Origin of the sequence: Rathayibacter sp. Leaf296 (genome assembly GCF_001423045.1) — a bacterium.
GTDB classification, from domain to species: Bacteria; Actinomycetota; Actinomycetes; order Actinomycetales; family Microbacteriaceae; genus Rathayibacter; species Rathayibacter caricis.
The window spans coordinates 1,164,764-1,190,256 of record NZ_LMNR01000002.1; the positions used below are offsets into that span (position 1 = coordinate 1,164,764).

Genomic DNA, 25,493 nt, shown 5'->3' on the forward strand with positions numbered 1-25,493 from the left:
TCGCTGGTCTTCGGCTCGCGCGAGATCCCGCTCGCCGAGGTCTGGCCGGCGCTGACCTCGCCCGACCCGGCGTCCATCGTCGACGCCGCGGTGCAGAACCGCGTGCCGCGCACCGTGCTCGCCCTGCTGGTCGGCGCGTCCCTGGGCCTGGCCGGCGCCGTCATGCAGGGCATGACGCGCAACCCGCTCGCCGACCCGGGCATCCTGGGTCTGAACGCCGGGGCGTCGCTCGCGGTGGTCCTGGGCATCTCGGTCCTCGGAGTGACGACCCTCCCGCAGTACATCTGGCTCGCGTTCCTCGGCGCGGCCGCCGCGGGCGCCTTCGTCTACGCCGTCGCCTCGCTCGGCCGAGACGGAGCGACCCCGCTGAAGCTCGCCCTCGCCGGCGCCGCCACCGCCGCCGCGCTCACCTCGCTGATCAGCGCCGTGCTGCTCACCCAGGAGGAGACGCTCAACCGCTTCCGCTTCTGGCAGGTCGGCGGAGTCGGCGGCGCCGAGACCGGAGGGATCCTGCAGGTCCTGCCGTTCCTCGCCGTCGGCGTGCTGCTCGCGCTGGCCAGCGCCCGGGGCCTCGACGCCCTGGCGCTCGGCGACGACCTCGCGACCGGCCTCGGCCGCCGCGTCGGCCGCATCCGCCTGGTCGCCGGCATCGCCGCCGTGCTGCTGTGCGGCGCCGCCACCGCCGTCGCGGGGCCCATCGGATTCATCGGCCTCGTGGTCCCGCACCTCGCGCGCCGCCTGACCGGGCCGACGCACGCGTGGCTCCTCCCCGCCTCGGCCCTGCTCGGCGCCCTGCTGCTGCTCACCGCCGACGTCGTCGGCCGCGTCGTCGCCCGGCCGAGCGACGTCGAGGTGGGCATCGTCACCGCCCTGATCGGAGCCCCCGTGCTGATCGCGATCGTGCGCCGCTCGAAGGTGAGGGCCCTGTGAGCGCGGCCACGCCACTCCGCTCGTCCCGGAACGGCCCCGGAGACGCGCGCGGCATCGTGGCCGGGCGGACCCTGCGCGCCCGCCGCACCGCGATCGGCTGCGCGGTCCTCGCCGCCCTCGCCCTGGCTCTCGTGCTCGTGTCGCTCAGCGTCGGCACCACCGTCTACTCCCCCGTCGACGTCGTCCGGGTGGTCCTCGGCGACACCGTTCCCGGAGCGTCCTTCACGGTCGGCACGCTGCGCCTGCCGCGCACGATCACGGCCGTGCTGGTCGGGACGGGCTTCGGGATGGGCGGCGTGATCTTCCAGACGCTGCTGCGCAACGCGCTCGCCAGCCCCGACATCATCGGCATCACGTCGGGGGCGAGCGCCGCGGCCGTGGTCGCGATCGCGTTCCTCGGGCTGTCGGGCGCGGCCGTCTCGGTGATCGCCGTCACCGCCGGCCTGCTGACCGCGCTCGTCATCGCCGGGCTGGCCGGAAGCGGCGGAGTCGCGGGCGCACGGCTGATCCTGATCGGCATCGGGGTGGGCGCGATGTTCCAGAGCGTCATCGCCTACGTGCAGACGCGGGCCGACTTCGAGGACGTGCAGGAGTCGCTGCGCTGGCTGACCGGCAGCCTCAACCAGGCGCTGTGGCCGGGCGTGCCGCCGCTCGCGCTGGCGATGCTCGTGCTGGTGCCGCTGGCGCTGCTGCTCTCGGGCCGGCTGCGGATGCTGCAGCTCGGCGACGACTCCGCCACCGCCCTGGGCGTCCGGGTCGGCCGCGACCGCGCCGCGCTGCTGGTCGTGGCCGTCGGGCTCGTCGCCGTCGCGACCGCCGCCACCGGTCCGATCGCCTTCGTGGCCTTCGTGTCGGGGCCGATCGCGCGGCGTCTCGTGCCCGATGCGCGGTCCCTGCTCGTCCCCTCCGCTCTCGTCGGGGTGGTCGTGGTGCTCGCCGCCGACCTCGTCGCCCAGCACGTCGCGGGGCTCGCCTTCTCGGGCGCCCGCTTCCCCGTCGGAGTGGTGACGGGCGCGCTCGGCGCCCCGTTCCTGCTCTGGCTCCTCGCCCGCCGCAACCGCACCGGAGGCACTCTGTGACCGCATCGACCACGCCCGCCCCGTCCGCCGCGGGGGCCTCCTCCGACTCCGCGCACCGCACGCTCTCGGTCGATGCCGTCACGCTCGCCTACGACGAGCGTGTCGTCGTCGACGGCCTGTCGCTCGACGTGCCCACCGGCGCGATCAGCGTGATCGTCGGAGCGAACGCCTGCGGCAAGTCGACGCTCCTGCGCGCGATGGCGCGGCTGATCACTCCGCGGACCGGAGCCGTCCTGCTCGACGGGCAGGCGATCCACACGCTCCCGACCAAGCAGGTCGCGACGCAGGTGGGGCTGCTGCCGCAGACCCCGATCGCCCCCGAGGGCATCGCGGTGTCGGACCTGGTCGCCCGCGGCCGCTACCCGCACCGCGGCTGGTTCGGCCGGGGCTCCTCCGCCGACGACGACGCGATCGTCGAGGACGCCCTGCGCGCCACCGGCACCCTCGAGATCGCCGACCGCCCGGTCGACGAGCTCTCGGGCGGCCAGCGCCAGCGCGTCTGGATCGCCCTGGCCCTCGCCCAGCGCACCGACGTGCTGCTGCTCGACGAGCCGACCACCTACCTCGACGTCTCGCACCAGATCGAGGTGCTCGACCTGCTCACCGACCTCAACCGCACCCGCGGCACGACGATCGTGATCGTGCTGCACGACCTGAACCTCGCGGCGCGGTACGCGGACCACCTGTTCGCGGTGCGCGCCGGGGCGCTGTACGCCTCGGGGACGCCGGCCGAGGTCGTGACGTCGGACACGGTGCGCGCGGTGTTCGGGATGGAGTCGCGGATCATCGAGGACCCGGTCTCGCGGACGCCGCTGGTGCTGCCGATCGGGCGGCACCACGCGGGCTGAGGTCGGTCCCACTCCTCGAAAGTCGTCGTACTGGAGCGCGAGTACGACGACTTCTGCGGAGTCGACGCCACCCGAGCCCGCTTCGCGTCCACTCGACACAGCGCGACATCCCGACTCGACGCAGAACGGGGCCCGCGCTCGCCCCAGAGCCCGCTTCGCGTCCACTCGATACCGGGGGATGCGCGCACGGACCGGCTCGGACGGTGCCACCGAGCACCGTCGACGAGCTCGGCGTTCCCTCCCGAGCCCCGATCGGCCAGGATCGGAGGCGTGCCGATCCGCGACCTCGCCCCCTCCGACCTCGCGTCGCCGCGGTTCCTCGAGCTGCTGCGGCTGGCCGCCGAGCTGCCGGACGAGGATCTCGTGCGCCTCCGGGACGAGGAGCTGCCGGCGCTGAGAGTGATCGGAGTCGTCGAGGACGGCCGGCTGGACGCGTTCGCCGCCGCGCGACCCGTCGAGGAGGGCCTCGAGATCGAGTACCTCGCCTCGCTGGTGCGCGGGCGGGGATCGGCCCTCGTCCGCGAGCTGCAGCGGACGCATCCGGGAGCCGTGATCGTCGCCCGCACCGACGACGACGCGATCGCCTTCTACCGGCGCCTCGGATTCACGGACGGACCCGCCCCCGTCGACCCGCGCTGGCCCGACCGCCCGCGGTACCGCTGCACGCTGGCGGTGGCGTCGTGAGGCGGATGCCGCGCACCGTCGCCGCGCTCGCGCTCCTGGGCGGCCTCGCCGCCTGCACCGCCGCTCCGGAGCCCGAGCTGGTCGGCGCGTACGGCGATCTGCACGTCGCTCCCGACGGATCGATGGAGTTCTGCACGTTCGACAGGGACCCGGGATTCGACGGCCCCGACGAGCCGTGCTTCGACGGCATCGAGACGGTCGGGATCGACCCCGACGGCCTCGAGGAGGCGCCCGGCGGCTTCGTCGTCGTCCAGAGCGACGACCGACGCCACGAAGGCTCGGCGTCCGGGACTCCCCGACGCGCACCCGACGGGACCCTCATCCACTCCGCCTTCCTCATCGGCACGATCGAGGACGAGGTCTTCGAGGTGACCGGCTACGGCACCGACCGGTACACGCTGCCGGCCGAGTACGTCGAGCCGACACTCGACGAGCCCGGCGGATTCCTCGTTCCCGTCGCGCCTGTCCCGCGATGACGGGCCCGCGGGACCGCCGATCCACCGGGATGCGACTCGGTGAGGAAGAGGGGGAGCCCGTCGCCATTCCTGCTGGTCGAGTAGCCCCGCAGGGGCGTATCGAGACCCACCCCCGTCAGCGGGTCGGGCCTCTGACCCGAGCCATGGGACGCCAGGGATCTCGATACGCCCGCTGCGCGGGCTACTCGATCAGCAAGGATGCAGGCACACGTGCAGCTCGGGCCGTGCTGATCATCCGGAGTCGCCGCGGCTGACGAGCCCCGTCGGCGCGTCGAGCACCACCCTCCCGTCCAGCCCCAGCCGCTGCAGGAACGCCTCGTCGTGGCTGACCACGACCAGTCCGCCCCGCCAGGCGGCGAGCACGTCGACGAGGTGGTCAGTCGTCGCCAGGTCGAGGTCGTTCGTCGGCTCGTCGAGCACGAGCAGCTGCGGAGCCGGCTGCGCGAGCACGAGCCCTGCGAGGGCGGCGCGGAACCGCTCGCCGCCCGACAGGGTCTGCGCCGTCCGGTCGACGATCGCGCCCCGGAGGAGCAGCCGGGCGAGCGCGTTGCGCAGCTCGCCGGTCGGCACCGCGGGGGCCGCGCGCGCGACGTGCTCGAGCACCGTGCGGGCGTCGTCGAGCAGCCCCTCCCGGCGCTGCGGGAGCCAGCCGAGGCGGTCGGTGAGCGCGGTGGCGTGCGTGCCGGCGATCGGATGCGGACGCGCCTCCGCCCGCACGAGCTGCTCGAGCAGCGTCGTCTTGCCCGTGCCGTTCGCGCCGACCACGGCGATCCGCTCGGACCCCTTCAGCACCGTGGTGCGCCCCCGCACCGTGATCTCGGCCAGTCGCCGCCCCGCCGGCACCCCCGGATCCGGCGGCAACTCGATGCGCACCGCGTCGTCGTCCCGCACCGCGCGCGACGCGGCGTCGACCTGCTCGCGGGCGCGCGCCTCCGCCTCGCCGTGACCGGATCGGAGGCGCCCGGCGGTCCCCTCGGCCCTGTTCTTCCGGGCGTTCGCGAGGATCTTGGGCATCGACTCCGCCGATCGGGCGCCCGCCTTCGCCCGCCGCGCGATCGTCGTCTCGGCCTCGATCCGTTGCCGCTTCTCGGCGCGGAGCAGCTGGTCGGCGTCGCGCAGATCCCGTTCGGCCGCGGCGCGCTCGAGGGCGAGCCGCTCCTCGAAGTCCGAGAAGGTGCCTCCGGAGGTGCGGAGCGCGCCGCCCCGCAGCTCGGCGATCTCGTCGACGTGCTCGAGCAGCTCGCGGTCGTGGCTGACCACGATCAGCGTGCCGCGCCACCGATCGACGAGGTCGAGAAGAAGGCCGCGCGACCGTCGGTCGAGGTCGTTGGTGGGCTCGTCGAGCACCGCGATCGGTCTGTTCCGGAGGCGGACGCCCGTCACCGCGGTGAGGACCGCCTGCCCGCCCGAGAGGGTCGCGACGGGTCGGCGCAGGTCTTCCGGAAGCCCTGCCTCCCCGAGCGCGGCGACCGCCCGGGCGTCGAGGTCCCAGTCGTCGTCGAGCACCTCGAAGTGCCGCGGATCGGCGTCGCCGCCGAGGATCGCGTGCAGGGCGTCGAGCTTCCCGCGGATCCCGAGCAGATCGGCGACGGTGTCGTCGGGTCCGCGCCGGAGCCGCTGCGGCAGCAGGTCGACCGGCCCCGTCGTCGACACGGTGCCGTGCGTCGGAGCGAGGTCGCCGGTGACGAGCCGGACGAGCGTGGACTTGCCGGCGCCGTTGGCTCCGACGAGCCCGGTGCGGCCGCGGCCGAACGCGGTGCTGACCCGGTCGAGGACGACGTCGCCGTCGGGCCAGGCGAACGAGCAGTCGGTGAGGACGACGGAGGGTGGGGTGATGGAGGGCACGGTGCTCCCGGTGATGGTGTGTCGGCGCGCGACGACCACCGGGCTCCCGGCGTGCGGGAGCCTCGCCCTCAGCGGGCGGGCTCGGGGGTCGTCAGTGCGAGGTCAGCGTCTGCGTCGTGGACGCAGTACCGGTGCTGATGCGCAAAGGACCGTCTTCCGTGCGAGGAGCCCCCGTGTCCGCGAGCCGTCCGGTCGGCCGGTGAGGTGGCCGCACCGACGTCGCGGCTCGCGACGAGGTACCCCAGCACGGTACGCGCGGGGCGCGGGAGGGCGCAAGACCGTGCAGCCCGGAGCCCCGCTACCCTGTCGCCATGCGCCGCCCCCTCGACGACCGTCTCCGGAGCCGCGACCGCACCGGCTCCCCGGCACCCTCCTCCGTCTGATGGGATGGCAGCGCTGATGTGGTGGCGGCGCGCGGGGCGGCCGGACGCCCGGCCTCCTCGCGAGTTCCGGCCCTCGAGAGCCCGGCAGACGCAGGAGTCGCGACGGCTCAGGCCGGTCGCGGTGCTCCCCGCGCTGGTCCTGCTGGCGGGGACCGTCTGGGGAGTCGTCGCGTCCGACGATCCCGCCGGCGCGATGGTCGTCTACCTCGGGTTGTACGGCTTCTCGACCGCCGTGGCCGTGCTGATCGTCGGGGTGCTGCGGGTCCGCAACCGGCGGTTCCTCGCCACTGCGTCACTCCGGATCTCGGATCGGGCGATCGAGTACACGGACGCGCGAGGTCGGGTCGTGGCGTTCGAGCGCGCCGATCCGTCGCTGGCGGCGCTGCTCACCCGGGTGGCCGCCGGCCCGAACAGCGAGGGGATCCGGCTGCCTCCCTCCCTCGTCCTGTTCCTGTCGGACGGGACCCGGTCGCTCCGGCTCCGCGGGTCGGACTGGGAGCTCGAGGATCTGCGGGCGGTGGTCGCCGCGGTGGAGACGCCGATCCCTCCCGCGGCCCGCGGGATCCGCGCCCGTGGCAGGAGGGGCCGCGAGAGGACCGGAGCCGCTCGTCGGGAGGTCGTTGCTTCCCCGGTCGAGGAGAAGACGCTGAGCCCCGGGGAGATCAACGAGCTGATCCCCGGGACGATGAGCTTCCGGGAGACGCACCCGACGACGTTCGCCCTGCTGATCGGGTTCGGGTCGGTCGCCCTCCTGCTGGTCGTCGTCGTCGGGATCGCGCTGGCGTCGTCCGCCTAGCGGTGGAGGTCGACGCCCGTGTGCAGGCGCCGCCGGAGTCGCGGCACTCGCCCTTCCGGGGTTCCGTCTCGCGTTCCGGCCCGCCACCATCGGAGGCACGGCGCGCACCTCGCGCGCCGCAGAACGGAGCAGCATGATCGCGATCGATCTCACCGGGAAGACGGCACTGGTCACCGGATCCGGTCAGGGCATCGGGCTGGCGATCGCCGTCGGGCTGGCCCGGGCCGGGGCCGACGTCGTCGTCAACGCCCGCTCGCAGGGCTCGATCGACACGGCGATCGCGGAGGTGCTGCGGCAGATGGCGGAGGCGTCCGTCCGCGGAGTCGCCGCCGACCTCGCGACCGACGACGGCAGCGCCGCGCTGCTCGAGGCGGTTCCGACCGTCGACGTCCTCGTCAACAACCTCGGGATCTTCGGCAGCGCCGATCCGCTCACGATCAGCGACGACGAGTGGCGGCGCTACTTCGAGGTCAACGTGCTGACCGGCGTGCGCCTGACCCGCGCCTACCTGCCCGGCATGATCGAGCGGGGCTGGGGGCGCGTGCAGTACATCGGCAGCGACTCCGCCGTCGCGACGCCGGCCGAGATGATCCACTACGGGGTGTCGAAGACGGCGCTGCTCGGAGTGTCGCGGGGCTTCGCGAAGGCCGCGGCGGGCACCGGAGTCACGGTGAACAGCGTGCTCGCGGGGCCGACGCACACGGGCGGCGTCGAGGACTTCGTGCACGAGCTGGTCGATGCCTCCCTCCCCTGGGACGAGGCGCAGCGCGAGTTCATGCGGCTGCACCGGCCGAACTCGCTGCTGCAGCGGCTGATCGAACCGGAGGAGATCGCCAACATGGTCGTCTACCTCGCGTCGCCGCTCGCCTCGGCGACCACGGGCGCGGCGGTGCGGGTCGACGGCGGCTACATCGACGCGATCGTGCCGTGAGCGCGTCCTGACGCGGCGGGTGCCAGGACCTCCGACACGCGGCGACCGCTCCGGCTCGCGAGACCCCCTGGTCCCCACGAGCCGGACGCGATCCCGCGAGCCGGGGATCGGGAGCGGCTACTCCGCCAGGAACGCCAGGATGTCGGCGTCGAGCTTCGCCTGGTACTCGCCGGCGATGCCGTGCGGGGCGCCCTCGTAGATCTTGAGGGTGCCGTTCTGCACGAGCTCGATCGACTTCAGCGCCGCGTCGTGGATCGGCACGATCTGGTCGTCGTCGCCGTGCGCGAGCAGGATCGGCACAGTCAGGGCCTCGAGGTCCGCGGTGAAGTCGGTCTCCGAGAAAGCGGCGACGCAGTCGTAGGCGGCGGACAGGTTGACCAGCATGCCCTGGCGCCAGAAGTCGCGCTTGGCTCCCTCCGAGACGGTGCTGCCCTCGCGGTTCGCGCCGAAGAACGCCTCGGTCAGCTCGATGTAGAACTGCGATGCGTCCGCGAGCACGCCCGCGCGGATGCCGTCGAAGACCTCGATCGGCAGGCCGTCGGGGTTCGACTCGGTCCTCACCATCAGCGGCGGCACGGCGCCGGCGGTGACGACCTTCACGACGCGGCCGACGCCGTGCTGCGCGGCGTAGCGGACGACCTCGCCGCCTCCGGTCGAGTGGCCGATGACGACGAGGTCGGTCAGGTCGAGGTGCTCGACGAGCTCGGCCAGGTCGCGGGCGTAGGTGTCCATGTCGTTGCCCGTCGCGGTCTTCGACGAGCGGCCGTGCCCGCGGCGGTCGTGCGCGATGGCGCGGTAGCCGTTGTCGACCAGCAGCTTCAGCTCGACCTGCCACGCGTCGGACGACAGGGGCCAGCCGTGGCTGAGCAGGACGGGCTGACCCGAGCCCAGGTCCGTGTAGTAGATCTCGGTTCCGTCGGAGGTCGTGAAGTACGGCATCGGTCTCTTTCTCGAGGAGGGGATCGGCGTCCAGGGAGCGGACGCCCCATGCTCCCGCCGCGGCGTGGGCGCGCTCTCACCGAGGCGGGAACCGACTGGTCGCCGTGCGGCCGGCGTCATGAGAGCGCTCTTGCGATCGGTCGACTCAGGCGGCACGCTTGTCCGGCGCGGCTCCTCCGGCCGGGCGGGGAAGGACGGCCCACGTGTTCCTCCGGCAGGCCGTGCGCGGTCGCTCGGGCTTCGCTCCCACGGCGGCCACGGTGGTGCGCAGCCGCGCACTCGGACCGGTGCAGCTCGTGCACACCCGCGCGCCCGGGCCGGGCGATCCTCCGTCGGCGGGCTACTCAGACCCCGGCGACGCACTCGTCTGGGCGTTCGTCACCGACGGCGCCATCGTCTCGAAGCGGACCTACCACGACCTCGAGAGCCGACCGGGCGTCATGACCATGAGCCACATGCCGCGGGTCAGCGGCTTCGCGATGACGCCCGACTTCCGCTCGCTGTCGATCCGGATGGACCGCGAGGCGATCGGGCTCTCCTCCTCCGACGTCGACGCGGTCTCGCGCACCGTGTTCCCTCTGACGGAGGGGCTGCCGCTGATGATCGGGTCGCTCGCCGCGCAGGCCATGCGGATGGAGCACGACCTCGGCCCCGCCTCCGGAGCGGCCCTCGCGCACTCGATCCTGGACCTGACGGCGGCGTTCGTGGACGACTTCCTCGGCCGCCGAACCGCCCCCGAGACGGCCCGGGGCGCTCTGGTCGCCGGGGCGCGGAGGATCGTCGAGCTCTCGTGCGGAAGCCCCGCCCTGACCGCCGCCTCGGTCGCGGACGAGCTGACGGTCTCGTCGCGCACGCTGCAGAAGGCGTTCGAGCCCGAGGGGACGACGCTGGCGCGCGTGATCACGGAGGCACGGCTGGCGCGGGCGCGCTCGCTGATGGAGCGGGACCGGACGAGCACGATCAGCGTCGCGGGGATCGGTGCGCGCTCGGGATTTTCGTCGGCGTCGGCGTTCAGTCGTGCGTTCTCGTCCCGCTACGGACTCGCGCCGCGAGACTGGCGCGAGCGCTACCTCCGCTCGATCGCCGACTGAGGCGCCGGCGCGACCGAGCCGCCCTCGCGCCACGCGCCGCCGATGCGCTCCTGCACGAGCGGAGCCGCGGGGTCCTCCAGGCGGGCGAGCAGCGTCTCCACTCCCCTCCGCCCGAGTTCGTGCGCGGGCGAGACGAGCACGTCGAGCGCGGGGTCGCCGAGGTCGGCGACCTCGGGCGTCGAGGCGAGCAGCACGATCGAGAGGTCGTCGGGCACGGTCGTTCCGCGGTGGCGCAGCTCGTGGGCGAGGCCGAGGGCGACTCCACTGTCGAACACCACGACGGCCGTGACCCCGCCGAGGCGGCCTGCCAGCGCGCGGCCGCCCGCCGCGGACTCCTCCGTCTCGAGCAGCGCACCGGAGAGACCTCGCGCGGCCGTTCCGCGGCGGAAGGCGTCGCGGGCGCGCGCGTTCGGTCCGAAGCCCTCGATCCGCTCGGGGCCGCCGAGGACCAGGGCGATGCGCGCGTGGCCGAGGCCCGCGAGACGCGTCAGCGCCTCCTCGACCATGCCCTCGGTGTCGATGTCGACCCAGTCGAGGGCGGAGGGGTCGCGGGTGCGGCCGATCAGCGCGAACGGGGTGCGCGAGGTGCGCAGCACGTCGACCCGCTCGTCGTCGAGGGACACCTCCATCAGCACCGCGCCGTCGACCAGCCCGTCGGCGCGGAGGCCGGCGAGACGCTCGGAGGAGTCGAGCGCGGGCCACAGCACGATCGAGTAGCCGCGCTCGGCCGCCGCCTCGGCCGCTCCGGCGAAGAAGAGAGTCGCGGTGCTGAGCAGACGCGGGCGCACCAGCGGGAACACGACGGCGAGGATCATCGAGCGGCGGCGGGCGAGGGCTCGCGCGAGGGCGTGCGGGCGGTAGTCGAGCTCCTCCATCGCGGCGAGGACGCGGCGACGTGTCTCGGCGGTCACGGGCTTGGAGTCGTTGACCACGAACGACACCGTCGCGATCGAGACGCCGGCGCGGTCGGCCACGTCGCGCATGGTCGCCATGACGCTCCTCCTCCGCGGTTGACGGGCAGCCGCGACGTCCATCATCCTGGATCGTGCGGTAAAGCGGTTAACCGCGGGACGCCTCTCCCGCTGACGACCGCTCGTCACCGCTCCGTCACCGCTCCGTCATCGCCGACTCCCGAAGGATCCTCCCGTGACCACACCCTCCTCCCCCGTCCGCGTCCTCGTCTGGGGCGAGAACCGCCACGAGCAGATCGAGGAGGAGGTGCGCGCGATCTACCCGGACGGCATGCACACGACGATCGCCGCGGGCGTCTCCGAGAACCTCGGCGACCGCGCGGAGGTGTCGACCACGACGCTCGACGAGCCGGAGTACGGTCTGACGGAGGAGGTCCTCGCGGCCACCGACGTGCTCGTCTGGTGGGGGCACGCCGCGCACGGCGAGGTCGCCGACGAGGTCGTCGAGCGCGTGCACCGCCACGTGCTCTCGGGCATGGGACTGGTGGTGCTCCACTCCGGCCACTGGTCGAAGATCTTCGGGAAGCTCATGGGCACCACCTGCACGCTGCGCTGGCGATCGGAGCAGGACCGCGAGCTGGTCTGGACCGTCGACCCGACGCATCCGATCGCCCAGGGCGTGCCCCACCCGTTCGTGATCCCGCAGCAGGAGATGTACGGGGAGTTCTTCGACGTGCCCGCGCCCGACGAGCTGATCTTCCTCTCGACGTTCTCGGGCGGCGAGGTGTTCCGCTCGGGGATGACCTGGAAGCGGGGGCACGGCAAGGTGTTCTTCTTCTCGCCCGGCGACCAGGACTACCCCGTCTACCACCACCCCGACGTGCGGCGCGTGATCGCGAACGGAGTGGAGTGGGCGCGCACCCTCCGCCCCGAGCGCACTCTGCCGGTGCTGCAGCGGTACGAGACCGAGGACTTCCACAACGGTCACGACTACGAGGGCGCGCTCGTCCGATGAGCGCTCCCGTGCGCATCGTCCAGGTCGGCGCGGGAGCGATGGGGCGCGCCTGGCTGCACGCACTGCGCGACTCGGCCGACGTCGAGCTGGTCGGCCTCGTCGACCTCGACACCGACCTCGCCGAGCGGGCCGCGGCGGAGGAGGGGGTCGCTCCGATCGCGATCGGCACCTCCGTCGCCGAGGTCGCCGCGCGCTCGGGCGCCGAGGCCGTGGTCAACGTGACCGTGCCGCGCGCGCACCTGCCGGTGAGCACGGAGGCGCTGTTCGCCGGGCTGCCGGTGCTCTGCGAGAAGCCGATCGCTCCGACGGTCGCCGAGGCGCTGGTGCTCGCCGCGACCGCCGAGGCCTCGGGGCGGCTTCTGATGACCAGCCAGTCGCGCCGCTACTACGCCGCGATCGCCGCGTTCCGCGCGCAGGTCGCCGAGCTCGGGACGCTCGGCAGCGCCTCCGTCGAGTTCGCGAAGGCCCCGCACTTCGGCGGGTTCCGCGAGGAGATGCCGCACGTGCTGCTCGTCGACATGGCGATCCACGCGTTCGACGCGGCGCGGTACGTGCTCGACCGCGACCCGGTGTCGGTGTACTGCGAGGAGTACAACCCGGAGTGGAGCTGGTACGCCGACGGCGCGGCGGCGACCGCGGTATTCGAGTTCGCGGGAGGGGTGCGCTTCACCTACACGGGCAGCTGGTGCGCCGACGGGTTCGAGACGTCGTGGAACGGCAGCTGGCGCGTGAACGGCGCGGGCGGCACGGCGCGCTGGGACGGGGACGGGGCGCCGGAGCTGCAGGAGCGGGAGTCCGATCTCGCGCGGACCGGAGTGCTCGACCCGGTGCCGGAGGAGATCCGCGGCTCGCTCGCCGAGTTCGTCTCCGCGCTGCGCACCGGGCGCACGCCGTCGGGCGAGGTGCACGCGAACGTGCGGAGCCTGGCGATGGTGGAGGCGGCGGTGCGCTCCTCCGAGACGGGCGCGCGCGTGCGGATCGACGACGTGCTGGAGGGCGCGTACGCCGAGGCGCAGGGGCTGGCGCGCGACGAGCGCGTGCGCTCGGCGCTGGCGGCGTGGGGAACGGCGGCCGCGGGGCTGGCGGCCGCTCCCCTGCTGGTCGAGTAGCCGCGCAGCGGCGTATCGGGACCCACCCCTCTCAACCACGGGGATCTCGATACGCCCGCTCCGCGGGCTACTCGATCAGCGAGCATCAGAGCCCCCTCGCCCTCACAACTAAGGCTGAGCCGATCGATCCGCCCACGCTCGCCCGCATCCCCACGCCCAGCCTTAGTTCCGACGCCCACCCCTGGTCGAGTAGCCGCGCAGCGGCGCATCGAGACCCACCCTCCCCCGCGCAGGCACCGCGCGTTCACGTCGTGGCGACCGCGCGTTCACCCGGGCCGACCAGCGTGGACGGGTTCCCTTCGAACCCGTTCAGGAGACCCGTGTCCCGTTCTCATGCCCCCCGTCGCGCCGCCGGCGCTGCGATCGCCCTCACCCTCGCGAGCTGCACGCTCGGAGCCGCCCTGCCCGCCGCGGCGAGCGGCGACTCCTTCTTCACCCGCATCGCGACCGTGCCCGCGTACCTCAATGCGGCCGACCCGGCCGTCGACTCCGCCGTCGCCGAGATCTCGAGCGCGTCGCCCGACGGCCGCCTCGTCTACTCGACCGACTCCGCCGGTCAGCGCATCAACGTCCTCGACATCAGCGACCCCGAGTCGCCGGAGCCGCTCGGCGGCACGGGCGTCGGCGGCGAGCCGACCTCGGTCTACGCGACCGGCGAGTACGTCCTCGCGGTCGTCGACACGAGCGACGGCGACTTCGCGAACCCCTCCGGTCACGTGAGCGTGCTGCACGCCTCCGACCTCGCGCCGGTCGCGACGATCGAGCTCGGCGGGCAGCCCGACTCCATCGACGTCACCACCGCCGGCGACACCGCCGTCATCGCGATCGAGAACCAGCGCGACGAGGAGTTCACCCCCGAGGGCGCCGAGGAGGGCGACCTGCCGCAGGCGCCCGCCGGCGAGCTCGTCGTCATGGACCTGGCCGGGGACCCCTCGGCCTGGGTCGCCGAGCACGTCTCCCTCACCGGACTCGCGGGCCTCGACACCCCCGAGGACCCCGAGCCCGAGTACGTCTCGATCAACCCCGCCGACACGGCCGTCGCCGTGACCCTGCAGGAGAACAACGCCGTCGCGATCGTCGACCTGGCCTCGCGCGAGGTCCTCACCTCCTACTCCGCGGGCACCGTCTCGGTCGACGGCATCGACACGCTCGACGACGACACGATCTCGCTCACCGGCTCGATCACCGACGTGCCGCGCGAGCCCGACGCCATCGGCTGGGTCGGCGACGCGCACGTCGCGATCGCGAACGAGGGCGACTGGAAGGGCGGCACGCGCGGCTGGTCGATCCTCGACGCGGCCACCGGAGCGGTGCAGTGGGACGCGGGGAACACCTTCGACCACCTCGCCGTGAGCCTCGGCCTCTACCCCGACAAGCGCTCCGACGCGAAGGGCTCCGAGCCCGAGGGCCTGCTCTCGGCGACCTTCGACGGCGTGCCCTACGTCTTCGTCGGCGCCGAGCGCGCCAACTTCGTCGCGGTCTACGACGTCTCCGACCCGACCGCGCCGCGCCTCGTGCAGGCGCTGCCGTCGACGCCCGGTCCGGAGGGGCTGCTCGCCCTGCCCGAGCGCGACCTGCTCGTCGTCTCGAGCGAGACCGACGACGCCGAGGCGGCGCTGCGCGCGACCGTGCAGCTGTACGCGCTCGGCGCCTCCGCCCCCGCGTTCCCCACGCTCGTCTCGGCCGACGCCGACGGATCGCCGCTGCCCTGGGGCGCCCTCTCGGGGCTCTCGACCGACCCGGCCGACGCCGACCGCCTCTACGCGGTGAGCGACAGCGCCTACGTGCCGAGCACGATCCACTCGATCGACACCTCCGTCACCCCCGCGGTGCTGGATGCGACGACGACCGTCACCGAGGGCGGTGAGCCGGCCGCCCTCGACCTCGAGGGCCTCGCGGCGCGCGCCGACGGCGGCTTCTGGGCCGTGACCGAGGGCGAGACCGGACCCGAGAACGCTCTGCTGCGCCTCGACGCGTCCGCCGCGGTGCTCGAGCGCATCGCTTTCCCCGCCGAGGTTGCCGACGCGCTCGGCTCGCAGGGCTTCGAGGGCGTCACGATCGAGACCGGCGCCGAGGGCGAGATCGTCTGGACCGCGCTGCAGCGCGAGGCCTCGATCGACGCCGCAGGAGTGGTGCGCCTCGGCCGCTACGACGTCGCCGCCGGCACCTGGAGCTTCTTCGGCTACCCGCTCGAGAATCCGTCCGGAGTCGAGGGCGACTGGAACGGCCTCTCCGAGATCACGCTGACCCCGGCGGGCACGCTCGCCGTGATCGAGCGCGACAAGCGCAACGGTCCGGATGCGTCGCTCAAGGCCGTCTACACGGTCCCGCTCCCCACGGGTGCGGGTGCCGCGGTCGGCGAGGAGCTGCCGATGCTCGAGAAGACGCTCGCGGCCGACGTGCTGCCGGCGCTCGAGGCGGGCGCCGGCTGGACCCAGGAGAAGCTCGAGGGGCTCGGCATCACGGGCTCGGGCGAGGTCTTCGTGGTCACGGACAACGACGCGGTCGACGACGCGAACGGCGAGACCGTGCTCGCGTCGCTCGGCTCGGCGGAGTCGGTGTTCGGCGCGGCGGTCTCGCCGGAGCCGACGCCGGTGCCGACGGGTGAGCCGACCACGGCACCCACCGCCGAGCCCACGGTCGCGCCGACCACGGCCCCGACCGCGGCCCCCACCGCCGCGCCGGCTCCGCACGCCACCACCCCGGCCGCGGCCGTCCCGCCGCGCACCCCGGCGAAGCCGACCGGCGGACTCGCCAGCACCGGAGTCGAGGGCGGCTGGCTCGCCGCCGCGGCCCTCGGCCTGCTGGCCGCCGGCGCCGTCGCGCTCGGACTCGGACGCCGCCGCACCGCGCGCTGACAGCACTGAGCCGAGGAGCCGGCTCCCGCGAGACGCCCTGCGCGTCCCGGGAGCCGGCTCCTCCGTCGTGCAGGCGCCGATTCCGGCGGAGGCCCGCGCAGAACATCAGCCGAGAAGAGGGTCTGTCGCCTGACAGCCGAGAGACCCCTCTCTCAGCCGAGTTTCCGAGGCGGCCCGCCGCCGCGCCCGTAGTCTGGAGTCCCCGCCCGGTCGCGGGTCCGACGATCGAAGAGGCCGCCCCAGCGTGAACGTCCGCGAGCTCCTCACCCATCCCGAGCTCCAGCTGACCCTGGTGACCGGCGACGAGGTGCAGCTCTCGCGCGCGATCTCGGGCACTTACACGATCGACCTCCCCGATCCGGGCCGCTTCCTCTCCCCCGGCGACGTCGTGCTGACGAGCGCGCTGTGGACCTCCGGCCGCGAGAGCGTCGAGCGGTTCGTCGGCCAGGTCGCCGACCGCGGAGTCGTGGCGATCGTCGTCGGCCTCATCGCCGTCGGCACGCTGCCCGTCGGCATGGCCGAGGTCTGCCGGCGGCACGGGGTCGCGCTGCTGACGGTCTCGCCCGAGGTCTCCTTCAAGACGATCGGCCAGACCGTCGCGGGGGTGCTCGCGCAGGCCGACCTGCCGACGCTCGGCCGCGACGCCCGCTTCGCGCGAAGGCTGCTCCAGGACCTCGCCGCGGGCGAGGGCGTGCACGCCGCCCTCCGCGCCTACTTCGAGGAGTTCGCGCACGGCAGCTGGGTGATCGACCGCTCCGGCGTCCTCGTCGCGTCGGCAGGCGGCATGCCGTCCCCCGCCGAGTCCGGATCCGCGTGGGACGCCTCGCTCGCCTCCTCCGACGACCGCTGGGACGTCGCGCCCGGCAGCCGGACCCTGTCCCGGAAGGCCCTGTTCTCCTCCTCCGGCGAGCGGCTCGGCGTGCTCGTGGTGACCGGCGATCAGAGGGGCTGGTCGGAGGAGTCGGCCGACGCCGCCGACCTGCTTGCGAGCACCGTGGCCGGTCGCCTCGCCCTCGCCCGCCGCCGCGAGCAGGAGGCGGCGGGTCCGCTGCTCGACCTGCTCCGCTCCGTCGAGAACGACGAGCTGCCGGACGGCGAGGTCTCGGTGCGACTCCGGCTGCTCGGGGCACGGCTCGGAGCGCCGCTGCGGGTGGTGCTCGCCCGCTCGGACGATCCGTCGCTCCCTCCCGAGGCGCTGCTGCGGCCGCTGCGCGAGGCGGGCGAGCGCGAGCACGCCCTGGCCCTCGGCGGGGTACTCGACGGAGGCGCGGTGCTGCTCCTGGGCGATCCGCACGACGAGGAGAGGCAGCCGGGGCCCGCCCTCCGCGCCGCCGTCGAGGCAGAGCCGTGGCTCCTGCGCGGACGCCGGGTGTCGATCGGCGTCGGTGACGGCTCCCGCTCCGTCGGGCAGCTCGGAGCCTCCCTGCTCGCCGCCCGCGCCCGGGCGACCGCGGCCGCCGGCTCCTCCGCAGACCCGGTCACGGTGCTCGCGCACACGGTGCCGGTCTCGAGCGACGCTCTGCTCGAGCTGGTCTCCCCGCGCACCCGCGCCGCGTTCGCCCGCGAGGTGCTCGGCGAGCTGGTCCGCTACGACGACGAGCACCGCTCCGACATGGTCGAGACCCTGCGCGTGTTCCTCGAGAGCGGAGGCGCGTGGCGCCGGGCCGCGGACCTCCTGCACCTGCACGCCAGCACCCTCCGCTACCGCGTGCAGCGCATCGAGGCGCTGACGGGCCGCGACCTCGGCTCGATGTCCGACCGCGTCGACCTGCACCTGGCGCTGCGGTACCTCTGACGCGTTCGGGAGTCGCGCCGCGGGAGTCGCGCCGCGGGAGCCCCTGCACAGTGCACGAGCCATGTCGCGCCAGCGAGGCGTCGCGGTCGATCCACGGCCACCCTGGGCAGGTGCAGAGTGACGCCGAGACCCGTTCCCGCCCTCGCTCGGCCGATGCTTCGAACGCCGAACGCCGACCGCAGCCCGGCTCCGACACCCGGTCCCTGAGCACCCACGACGTCCCTCCGGATGAGGAGGAGGCGGCGTGAGGGTCACCGCGTACATCGACGAATCGGAGTCGCGCCAGGACATCGATCCCGGAACCTACCTGCTGTGCGCCGCCCTGCTAGCGGACGACGACCGTGATCGGCACCGTGGTCGGATGCTCGCACTCAAGCGGCCTGGGCAGAAGAAGGTGCATTGGCATGAGGAGTCCACCGACGCGGGACGAACGGCACTCGTCGATGCGATCGCGGACGCCGGAGGCGAGTACCTCGTGGTCGTCCGCGTCGGAGACGCATCCACTCGAATCGAGCGCCGTCGCCGCCTCTGCCTCGAGAGGCTCTGCTACGAACTCCACGTCCTCGGCGTCGAGGAGATGATCCTGGAGTCACGTGGACCGGCCGACCGCCTCGACCGCGCACTGCTCGACTCGCTGCGCGCGAAGAAGGCCGTCGACGGGACGCTGCGCATGGACCACGAGCCGGGTCCGGCGGAGCCTCTGCTCTGGATCCCGGACATCGTCTGCGGGGCCCTCACGCACGACAGGATCGGGAACGCCGACCTGCTCGACCCGCTCCGTTCGAGGCTCACCCTCATCGAGGTCTGACCGGAGGGGGAAACGCGAAACCCCGGGCCCCGTCGTACGGGATCTCCCAGGGTTCACTTCCGGATCCACCGCGATGGACCGACCGGGCAAGTGTCGCACGCCACCTCGACCTCCACAACGCCACGCGACGCTAGGCGCCATCAACGGCTGCGGGTCGTTGCGCGGAGCCCCTACGCCGTCGCCGCGTGCGCGTCGATCCGCGCGAGCAGCTCCTCCTGGACCTCGGGCGACGCCCACGAGCCGAGCACCGAGTTGCGCGCGAGCTGCACCAGTTCGTCGCGGGTGAAGCCCGCGCGGGAGGCCAGCGCGAGGTAGTTGTCGGCGATGTACCCGCCGAAGTAGGCGGGGTCGTCGGAGTTGACCGTCACCCGCACGCCGCGCTCGAGCAGCGCGCGCAGCTCCACCGCCTTCATGTCGCTCGAGACGAACGAGTTCGACAGCGGGCAGCAGGTCAGCGCGAGTCCGCGCTCGAGCACGCGTTCGACGAGCTCGGGCGCCTCGACGATGTTCGTGCCGTGGTCGATCCGGTCGACGCCGATCTCCTCGAGCACCTGGCGCAGGTGCTCGACGCTGTTGGGCTGGTCGACGTCGCAGTGCATGGTCAGGCGGAGCCCCGCCTCACGGGCGAGCGCGAACACCTCGCGGAACTTCGCCGGCGGGTTGCCGCGCTCGTCGGAGTCGAGCCCCACGCCGATCAGGCGGTCGGCGAACGGCAGCGCGTGCTCGAGCGTCTCGCGGGCGCTCTCGGCCGACAGGTCGCGCAGGAAGCAGAGGATGAGCCCCGCGTCGATCCCGAGCCCGGCCGCGTCGACGGCGGCGCGGTGGTAGCCGCCGATCACCGACTCGAACGGTACGCCCCGCGAGGTGTGCGCCTGCGGGTCGAAGAACACCTCGGCGCGCACGACCCCGTCGGCGGCGGCGCGGCCGAAGTACTCCGTCGCCAGGTCGTAGAAGTCCTGCTCCTCGCGGAGCACGTCCATCGCCGGGTAGGAGACGGCGAGGAACGAGGCGAGCGAGTCGAAGTCGTGCGAGAGCGCGGCGGGCACCGGCAGGCCGTTGCGCTCGGCGAGGCGCACGCGCAGATCCGGCTCGAGGGTGCCTTCGAGGTGCACGTGCAGCTCGGCCTTGGGCAGGCCGCGGACGAAGGAGTCGAGGGTCACGGGGGCCTTCCTGTTCAGCGGGCCGTCGCGATGAAGTCCATCGCGACGAGGGGTCCGGGCAGCGCTGCGCCGAGCACGGTGCGCGCGGGCGGATCGACGGGGAAGCGCTCGGCGTAGACGGCGGAGGAGGCGGCGAAGTCGCGCTCGAAGTCGGTGAGGATCATCGTGATCCGCACCACGTCGCCCAGCTCCAGGCCGAACTCGGTGCCGAGCAGCCGTTCGATGTTGTCGAGCGCGGCGGCGGTCTGCGCCGCGACGCCCTCGGGGACCGAGCCGTCACCCGGCGCGAACGGTCCGATGGCGGATCCGTAGACCACTCCGTGCGCCTCGACCGCGTGGCTGTAGGCCCCGCGCGGCGCACCGAGCGCCTCGGCCGAGACGAACCGGCGGGGTGCGGCGGTCATCGGAGCGATTCCGGCAGCGCGCCCGACACGACCCGGCCGCGGGAAACGACGGCCACGATGCTCTCGGCCCGCAGGTCGTCGATGCTCTCCCACGGGCGCCCGCGCAGCACGACGAAGTCGGCGCCGAAGCCGGCCGCGAGCCGCCCGACGCGCGCGCCCAGCCCGACCACGGCGGCCGCGTCGGACGTCGCCGCGATCAGCGCCCGCTCCGAGCTCCAGCCGAAGGCGGTGCGCATCCGCCGCACCTCGTCGAGCTGCTCGCCCCAGTCGACGTAGACGCCGTTCGCGTCGGTGCCGAGCACGAAGCGCACCCCGGCCTCGCCCGCCGCGAGGAACCCGGCGTCGCGGGTGGCGACGACGTCCTGCGCCTTGAGCGACGCCTCCGGGGACGACGGCGCACGACCCGCGGCGATCACGTCGTTGATGAAGAGGGTGGGAGCGACCGGCAGATTCCGCTCGACGAGCGTCGCCCAGTGCTGCGGCCCGATCGCGGTCCCGTGCTCGATCGAGTCGACGCCGAGCGCGAGCGCGCGGTCGAGGCCCTCGACGGAGTGGGTGTGCGCGGCGACGGGCATGCCCAGCGCGTGCGCCTCGTCGATCGTCGCGGCGATCTCGGCGTCGGTCTGGTTGCGCCAGCCGACCCGGTCGCCCATCGAGAGCACTCCGCCGCTCGTGTAGATCTTGATGCCGTCGGCGCCCGCCCGCGCCCAGGTGCGGACCAGCCGCCGGCACTCGTCGGGGCTGTCGGCGACGCGGTCGCGGTGCGGGTAGTGCGGAGGAACGAACAGGTCGCCGTGTCCGGCCGTCATGCCGACCGCGCCGTGCGTCACGAGCCGCGGCCCGTCGGCGATGCCCTGCTCGAACATCCGCGCCACCGTCATCTGCAGCTCGTCGGCGCCGAGATCCCGCAGGGTCGTGACTCCCGCGCGGGCCGCCTTGCGCGCGTTGTTCGCGATGTGGAACACCCGCTCCTCGCGCGGGGTGATCAGAGGCCAGGAGGCGAAGTCGGCGGTGCCTGCGCCCGAGTAGGCGCCGAGGTGCACGTGGGTGTCGACGAGGCCGGGGATGATCGAGAGACCCTCCTCCGTGCCGTGCGCCTCGACGGGGTCGACGGAGACGATCTCGTCGCCGTTCCACGCGAGGGCCGCCGTGCCGAGGGCGCGCCGCCCGTCCCAGATCGTGCCGGTGATGGTGTTGCCGCTCATGCCGCTCCTTCAGTCCTGTCCGCCGAAGCGGACGGCCGCCAGTCTCTCGCCGATCGCCACGACGGCGTAGGCCGCGACTCCCAGCGCCGTGATCACCGCGAGCGACGCCCACAGCTCGTCGTAGCGGAAGCCCGCCGAGGCGCGCTGCACCGCTCCGCCCAGGCCCTTCCCCGTGGCCAGCCACTCGGCCAGCATCGCTCCGCTCAGAGCGGAGGGGACCGCCACCTTGGCCGCCGCGAAGATCGCCGGCACCGCGGTCGGCAGGGCGACCTTGAGCAGCACGTCCAGCGGCGAGCCTCCGTAGACCGTCACCAGCTCGAACGACTCGCGCGAGAGCGAGCGCAGCCCGAACACCACGGTGACGAGCGCCGGGAAGAAGACCGCGACCGCTCCGACCACGGCGACCGCCGCGAGCCCGTTGCCGATCGCCAGCGTGATCAGCGGAGTGACCACGATCAGCGGCATCGACTTGAGCAGCATCGCGATCGGCATCACCGTGGCCTCGAGCGAGCGGACGAGCACGAAGAGCACCGCGATCGCGAGGGCGACGAGCATGCCGGCCGCGTAGCCGATCAGGGCGTCGAGCGCCGTGACGCCGAGGTTGCCGAAGACGATCGCGCGGTTCTCGGCGGCGTCGGCCTCGACGAAGAGGTAGGTCGCGACATCGGTCGGCGTCTTGCCCAGGAGGGGCGAGATGTCGGCGATCGCGAGGAACGCGTACCAGAACGCGATCGCGAGCAGCGCGGCGATCGCGAGCGGGACGAGCTCGGCGCGGACGATGCGGAGCGCGAGGCGCGGAGTGAGGTCGCGGGCGCGGGCGCGGCGGGCGGGGGTGCGGGCGGGGGTGCGCGTGGCGGGGGTGCGGGCGGCGGTGCTCATACGACTCCTCCCGTGCGGCGCAGGACCGAGCGGCGGGTGGCGCGCGGCGTGCCGGTCACACGCGGCATGACCCAGCGCCCGACGGCCGCGATCAGCGCGTAGCCGAGGATCGTGACGACTCCGCTCAGCACCGCGAAGGCCCAGGCGCGCTCGACGTCCATCTGGCGCTGCGCGACCGCGAGCGCGACTCCGAGGCCCGTCGTCACTCCGCCGAGGTACTCGCCGAGCACGGCGCCGAGGATCGCCGCGGGCACGCCGACCTGGAGCGCCGTGAGCGTCGCGGGCACGGCCGCGACGGCCTGCACCTTCACGATCTGCGCCCAGCGGCCGCCGCGGTAGGCCGAGACGAGGTCGAGCGCGGTGCGCGGCGCCGAGCGGACGCCCAGCAGCGCGCCGATCAGGGTCGTGAAGAAGACCAGCAGCGCGGCCAGGAAGATCGAGGTGGTCCGACCGCCGAAGATCACGAGGATCACGGGTCCGACCGCCGTCAGCGGGAGGCAGTGGCTGATCACGCCGATCTGCTCGACGACCCGGTGCGTCCACGGCAGCAGCAGCGCGACGACGGCGAGCGCCAGCGCCGCGAGGGTGCCCCAGAGATAGCCCCAGCCGGCCGCGAGCACGGTGTCGCCGACGTTGCGGAGGTAGAAGAGGGGACCGTCGCGGAGGAACGCGGCCACGATCGCGCCCGGGCTCGGCACGGCGCGGCTCTCGCGGTAGACGGTCTCGGCGAGGATCCACCAGACCGCGACGAACACCGCGAGGCCGGCGAGGACTCGCCAGTTCGTGCGCAGCCAGGTCACCCCTCGTCCTCCATCGCCACGCCGTGTTGCCGCGAGAACAGCAGGTCGGTGATGCGGTCCTCGATCGCGTGGAACTCGGGGCTGCGGAGCATCTCGACGGTGCGCGGACGCGGGAGGTCGATGTCGATGACCTCGACGATCCGGCCGGGTCGGGGCGACATCACGGCCACCGTGTCCGAGAGGAGGATCGCCTCGGCGATGCCGTGCGTCACCATCAGGGTGGTCGCCGGCCGCGCGGTCCAGATGCGCTGCAGCTCGAGGTTGAGACGCTGGCGCGTCATGTCGTCGAGCGCGCCGAACGGCTCGTCGAGCAGGAGCAGATCGGGCTGCACCACGAGGGCGCGCGCGATCGAGGCGCGCTGGCGCATGCCACCCGAGAGCTGCGACGGGTAGGCGTCCTCGAAGCCGGTCAGCCCGACCAGGTCGAGCAGGTCCGGGATGCTGTCGCGCTTGGACGCCTGCCTCGTCAGCTCGAGCGGCAGCCGCACGTTGGAGCGCACCGAGCGCCAGGGCAGCAGCGCCGAGTCCTGGAACGCGATGCCCAGCTCGGCCTTCCGCTTCGTGCCGACGACGGGAGTGCCGTGGATCGAGACGGAACCGGTCGTCGGCTTCTCGAGCCCGGCCAGCATCCGGAGGATCGTGGACTTGCCGCAGCCGGAGGGGCCCAGCAGCGACAGGAACGACCCGCGCGGAGTGACGAGGTCGACCTCGGCGAGCGCCTGCACCGACCGGGAGCCCAGGTCGAAGCGCTTGCTCAGGCTCGACAGGCGGATGCCCTCGGTGCCGTTCTCGATGGTGGTCAACGTCTCGTCCTCTCGCGCGGGTCGTCAGGGAGTGCTCGGGGCTCAGCCCTCGAGCAGCTCCGGGTGCTCCTCGTAGACCTCGTCGATCAGCGTGGTGTCGAAGAGCTCGTCGGCGTCGAGCTCGATGCCGGTCAGCGCCAGGGAGGCGACCGACTGCTCCTGCAGCTCGTCGCTGATGGTGAGCAGGCCGTTCTCGTCGGTCTCGGGAGTGCTGATCAGCTCGGTCTGGGTGACCATGACCTGCGCCTGCTCCTCCACCTTGTAGTTCTGGTCGGCCGCGTAGTCGGCGACGACGGTCTCGGCGGTCGCCTCGGGGTCGGCGACGGCGTCCTGCCAGCCCTGCACGAGGGCGAGCAGCAGCGCCTTCACCTTCTCGCGCTCGTCGTCGATGCTGGACTGCGCGACCACGATCGTCTCGCCCACCATCGGCAGGCCGGTGTCGGCGAGCAGGAACTGCTGGGCCGAGAAGCCGCGCTGGTTGAGCGTGTTCGCTCCCGCGGTCGCGTAGCCGATGTAGCCGTCGACCTGGCCGGTGGTGAGCAGCGTCGAGTCGGTGAGGGGGACGCGGTTCACGTCGGACTCGTCGATGTCGTTGGCGGCGAGGAACGCGCGCCAGACGAGATCGTTGCTGTCGCTCACTCCGATGGTCTTGCCGACCATGTCCTCGGGGGTCTCGATCGGGGCGTCGGTGAGCGAGACGATCGCGAACGGGTTCTTCTGGTAGGTCGCTCCGACGATCTTCATCTCGGCGCCCTCCGAGATCGCGGGGCCGGTGATCAGCGGGGAGGAGACGCCGGCGAACGCGGATCCGCTCGCGATGGCCGTCTCGGCGCCGGTCGCGCCGGTGCCGCCGGGCGTGAGGGTGACGGAGTCGAAGCCCGCGTCGGCGAAGTAGCCGTTCGCGTCGGCGAGGTACTCGCCCGCGAACTCCACGTGGGGGACCCAGGAGAGCTGCATCGCGGCCTCGCCGAACGAGCCCTCCTCGCCCGAGCCGGAGGCGCTCGCGTCGGAGCCGCTCGAGCAGGCGGTGAGGGCGGTCGTGGTGGCCAGGGCGACGGCGAGCGCGCCGAGCACGGCGCGGCGACGCGACCGGGTGAGGACGGTGAGGGGCATGCGGGCTCCAATGAGGCGTCGGATGGTGGAGGGGGCGGGCCGGGGGAGGCGGGTTCCAGTCGACCGCAGTCGGGCGCTCGGCCGCCTCGTCGCACGGAGGATTTCCCCGGCCGCGCACCGCCCGCTCCTCGATGCACGGGGAAACCGTGTTGCGGTCAGGTTTCCAGCCTGCCACTGCGGGTTTCTATTCCACTGGTGGTGGAGGTATCCACCCCTCCGCCGGGCTCTCCGTCCACGATCCGAGGAACAGCGCTCGGTCATCCGCAGCTCGACGTCAACGCGGGCCGCTCCCGCCGCTCCTCGGAGCGCAGCGCCCTGCAGAACGTCAGCTGTCGAGGGGGTCTGTCGGCTGACAGCGGACAGACCCCCTTCGTGGCTGATGTCCTGCGGCGGTCCGGCCGGTCAGCTGCCGAGCGACGGGGTCTCGGTGGAGGCGTCCGGCTGGTCGCCCTCGGCGGGCGGGGCAGACGGGGCGGGGTGCTCGCCGTCGGCCGGAGGCGTCGGGCGCTCACCGTCCGACGGCGGAGTCGGACGCTCACCATCCGCAGGCGGAGTCGGACGCTCGCCGTCCGCAGGCGGCGCCGGCGGAGTCGGCCGCTCCCCATCCGCAGGCGGCGCCGGCGGAGTCGGC

The 25,493-nt window shown here is 73.4% G+C and carries 23 protein-coding genes; 13 read left to right on the plus strand and 10 right to left on the minus strand.

The window, feature by feature from the left end; all coding sequences use genetic code 11:
• From ASF46_RS15665 to ASF46_RS15685, 5 genes are all read left to right on the plus strand, one after another.
• Positions 1-930: FecCD family ABC transporter permease (locus ASF46_RS15665; protein WP_082485550.1), on the plus strand; the 930-nt coding region annotated here is incomplete at its 5' end.
• A complete protein-coding gene (locus ASF46_RS15670; protein ID WP_056868394.1) occupies positions 927-2,009 on the plus strand; it encodes a FecCD family ABC transporter permease in 1,083 nt (360 codons plus the stop codon). The genes ASF46_RS15665 and ASF46_RS15670, both read left to right, overlap by 4 nt.
• Entirely contained in the window at positions 2,006-2,857 is an 852-nt protein-coding gene (locus ASF46_RS15675) for an ABC transporter ATP-binding protein (protein ID WP_056868395.1), read from the plus strand. Before ASF46_RS15670 ends, ASF46_RS15675 begins: the two co-directional genes overlap by 4 nt.
• Before the next feature lie 270 nt (positions 2,858-3,127).
• A complete protein-coding gene (locus ASF46_RS15680) occupies positions 3,128-3,541 on the plus strand; it encodes a GNAT family N-acetyltransferase (protein ID WP_056868396.1) in 414 nt (137 codons plus the stop codon).
• Positions 3,542-3,546: 5 nt separating this feature from the next.
• Positions 3,547-4,017, plus strand: coding sequence for a hypothetical protein (locus ASF46_RS15685; protein WP_056868397.1), 471 nt, complete (start codon positions 3,547-3,549; stop codon positions 4,015-4,017).
• Positions 4,018-4,248: 231 nt separating this feature from the next.
• On the opposite strand, the gene ASF46_RS15690 is transcribed toward ASF46_RS15685, so the two are convergent.
• The gene (locus ASF46_RS15690) at positions 4,249-5,862 is read right to left on the minus strand and encodes an ATP-binding cassette domain-containing protein (RefSeq protein WP_056868643.1); all 1,614 of its coding nucleotides are present in this window, start codon (positions 5,860-5,862) and stop codon (positions 4,249-4,251) included.
• 504 nt (positions 5,863-6,366) lie between these two features.
• Between ASF46_RS15690 and ASF46_RS15695 the strand changes: the two genes are divergently transcribed.
• Both ASF46_RS15695 and ASF46_RS15700 read left to right on the plus strand, forming a co-directional pair.
• Positions 6,367-7,041, plus strand: a complete 675-nt coding sequence (locus ASF46_RS15695; RefSeq protein WP_056868398.1) for a hypothetical protein — start codon at positions 6,367-6,369, stop codon at positions 7,039-7,041.
• A 136-nt stretch (positions 7,042-7,177) separates the two neighbouring features.
• Positions 7,178-7,972, plus strand: a complete 795-nt coding sequence (locus ASF46_RS15700) for an SDR family NAD(P)-dependent oxidoreductase (RefSeq protein ID WP_056868644.1) — start codon at positions 7,178-7,180, stop codon at positions 7,970-7,972.
• A 117-nt stretch (positions 7,973-8,089) separates the two neighbouring features.
• On the opposite strand, the gene ASF46_RS15705 is transcribed toward ASF46_RS15700, so the two are convergent.
• Positions 8,090-8,911 (minus strand): alpha/beta fold hydrolase, encoded by an 822-nt coding sequence (locus ASF46_RS15705; RefSeq protein WP_056868399.1) that lies wholly within the window; start codon positions 8,909-8,911, stop codon positions 8,090-8,092.
• 203 nt (positions 8,912-9,114) lie between these two features.
• Between ASF46_RS15705 and ASF46_RS15710 the strand changes: the two genes are divergently transcribed.
• Entirely contained in the window at positions 9,115-10,002 is an 888-nt protein-coding gene (locus tag ASF46_RS15710; protein ID WP_056868400.1) for a helix-turn-helix domain-containing protein, read from the plus strand.
• On the opposite strand, the gene ASF46_RS15715 is transcribed toward ASF46_RS15710, so the two are convergent.
• A complete protein-coding gene (locus tag ASF46_RS15715) occupies positions 9,978-10,994 on the minus strand; it encodes a LacI family DNA-binding transcriptional regulator (protein WP_082485551.1) in 1,017 nt (338 codons plus the stop codon). The genes ASF46_RS15710 and ASF46_RS15715 overlap by 25 nt on opposite strands.
• 154 nt (positions 10,995-11,148) lie before the next feature.
• Between ASF46_RS15715 and ASF46_RS15720 the strand changes: the two genes are divergently transcribed.
• The 5 genes from ASF46_RS15720 to ASF46_RS15740 all read left to right on the plus strand — a co-directional run bounded on the left by ASF46_RS15720 (position 11,149) and on the right by ASF46_RS15740 (position 18,498).
• Positions 11,149-11,928: a ThuA domain-containing protein gene (locus ASF46_RS15720; RefSeq protein ID WP_056868401.1), complete on the plus strand. Its 780-nt coding sequence runs from the start codon at positions 11,149-11,151 to the stop codon at positions 11,926-11,928.
• Between the two features lie 8 nt (positions 11,929-11,936).
• Positions 11,937-13,037 carry a Gfo/Idh/MocA family protein gene (locus ASF46_RS15725; protein ID WP_235576965.1) on the plus strand — a complete coding sequence of 367 codons (1,101 nt, stop codon included), beginning with the start codon at positions 11,937-11,939 and terminating at the stop codon, positions 13,035-13,037.
• A gap of 320 nt (positions 13,038-13,357) precedes the next feature.
• Positions 13,358-15,895, plus strand: coding sequence for an esterase-like activity of phytase family protein (locus tag ASF46_RS15730; RefSeq protein WP_082485552.1), 2,538 nt, complete (start codon positions 13,358-13,360; stop codon positions 15,893-15,895).
• A gap of 244 nt (positions 15,896-16,139) precedes the next feature.
• Entirely contained in the window at positions 16,140-17,690 is a 1,551-nt protein-coding gene (locus tag ASF46_RS15735; protein ID WP_056868403.1) for a PucR family transcriptional regulator, read from the plus strand.
• A 244-nt stretch (positions 17,691-17,934) separates the two neighbouring features.
• Positions 17,935-18,498: a hypothetical protein gene (locus ASF46_RS15740; protein WP_056868404.1), complete on the plus strand. Its 564-nt coding sequence runs from the start codon at positions 17,935-17,937 to the stop codon at positions 18,496-18,498.
• 170 nt (positions 18,499-18,668) lie between these two features.
• Here the strand turns inward: ASF46_RS15740 and add are convergent, their stop codons facing one another.
• From add to ASF46_RS15775, 7 genes are read right to left on the minus strand one after another with little or no spacing between them, the layout of a single operon-like run.
• Complete coding sequence (add, locus tag ASF46_RS15745) at positions 18,669-19,658, minus strand: adenosine deaminase (protein ID WP_056868405.1); 990 nt, start codon at positions 19,656-19,658, stop codon at positions 18,669-18,671.
• 14 nt (positions 19,659-19,672) lie between these two features.
• On the minus strand, positions 19,673-20,062 hold the full coding sequence (locus ASF46_RS15750; protein ID WP_055789420.1) for a RidA family protein: 390 nt from the start codon (positions 20,060-20,062) through the stop codon (positions 19,673-19,675).
• The gene (locus tag ASF46_RS15755; RefSeq protein WP_056868406.1) at positions 20,059-21,267 is read right to left on the minus strand and encodes an amidohydrolase family protein; all 1,209 of its coding nucleotides are present in this window, start codon (positions 21,265-21,267) and stop codon (positions 20,059-20,061) included. The genes ASF46_RS15750 and ASF46_RS15755 overlap by 4 nt, the downstream gene beginning before the upstream one ends.
• 9 nt (positions 21,268-21,276) lie before the next feature.
• Entirely contained in the window at positions 21,277-22,146 is an 870-nt protein-coding gene (locus tag ASF46_RS15760; protein WP_082485553.1) for an ABC transporter permease, read from the minus strand.
• Positions 22,143-22,946: an ABC transporter permease gene (locus ASF46_RS15765; protein ID WP_200919726.1), complete on the minus strand. Its 804-nt coding sequence runs from the start codon at positions 22,944-22,946 to the stop codon at positions 22,143-22,145. The genes ASF46_RS15760 and ASF46_RS15765 overlap by 4 nt, the downstream gene beginning before the upstream one ends.
• Positions 22,943-23,749 carry an ABC transporter ATP-binding protein gene (locus tag ASF46_RS15770; RefSeq protein ID WP_056868407.1) on the minus strand — a complete coding sequence of 269 codons (807 nt, stop codon included), beginning with the start codon at positions 23,747-23,749 and terminating at the stop codon, positions 22,943-22,945. The genes ASF46_RS15765 and ASF46_RS15770 overlap by 4 nt, the downstream gene beginning before the upstream one ends.
• Positions 23,750-23,791: 42 nt before the next feature.
• Positions 23,792-24,862 (minus strand): ABC transporter substrate-binding protein, encoded by a 1,071-nt coding sequence (locus ASF46_RS15775; RefSeq protein ID WP_056868408.1) that lies wholly within the window; start codon positions 24,860-24,862, stop codon positions 23,792-23,794.
• Between the last annotated feature and the right edge of the window lie 631 nt (positions 24,863-25,493).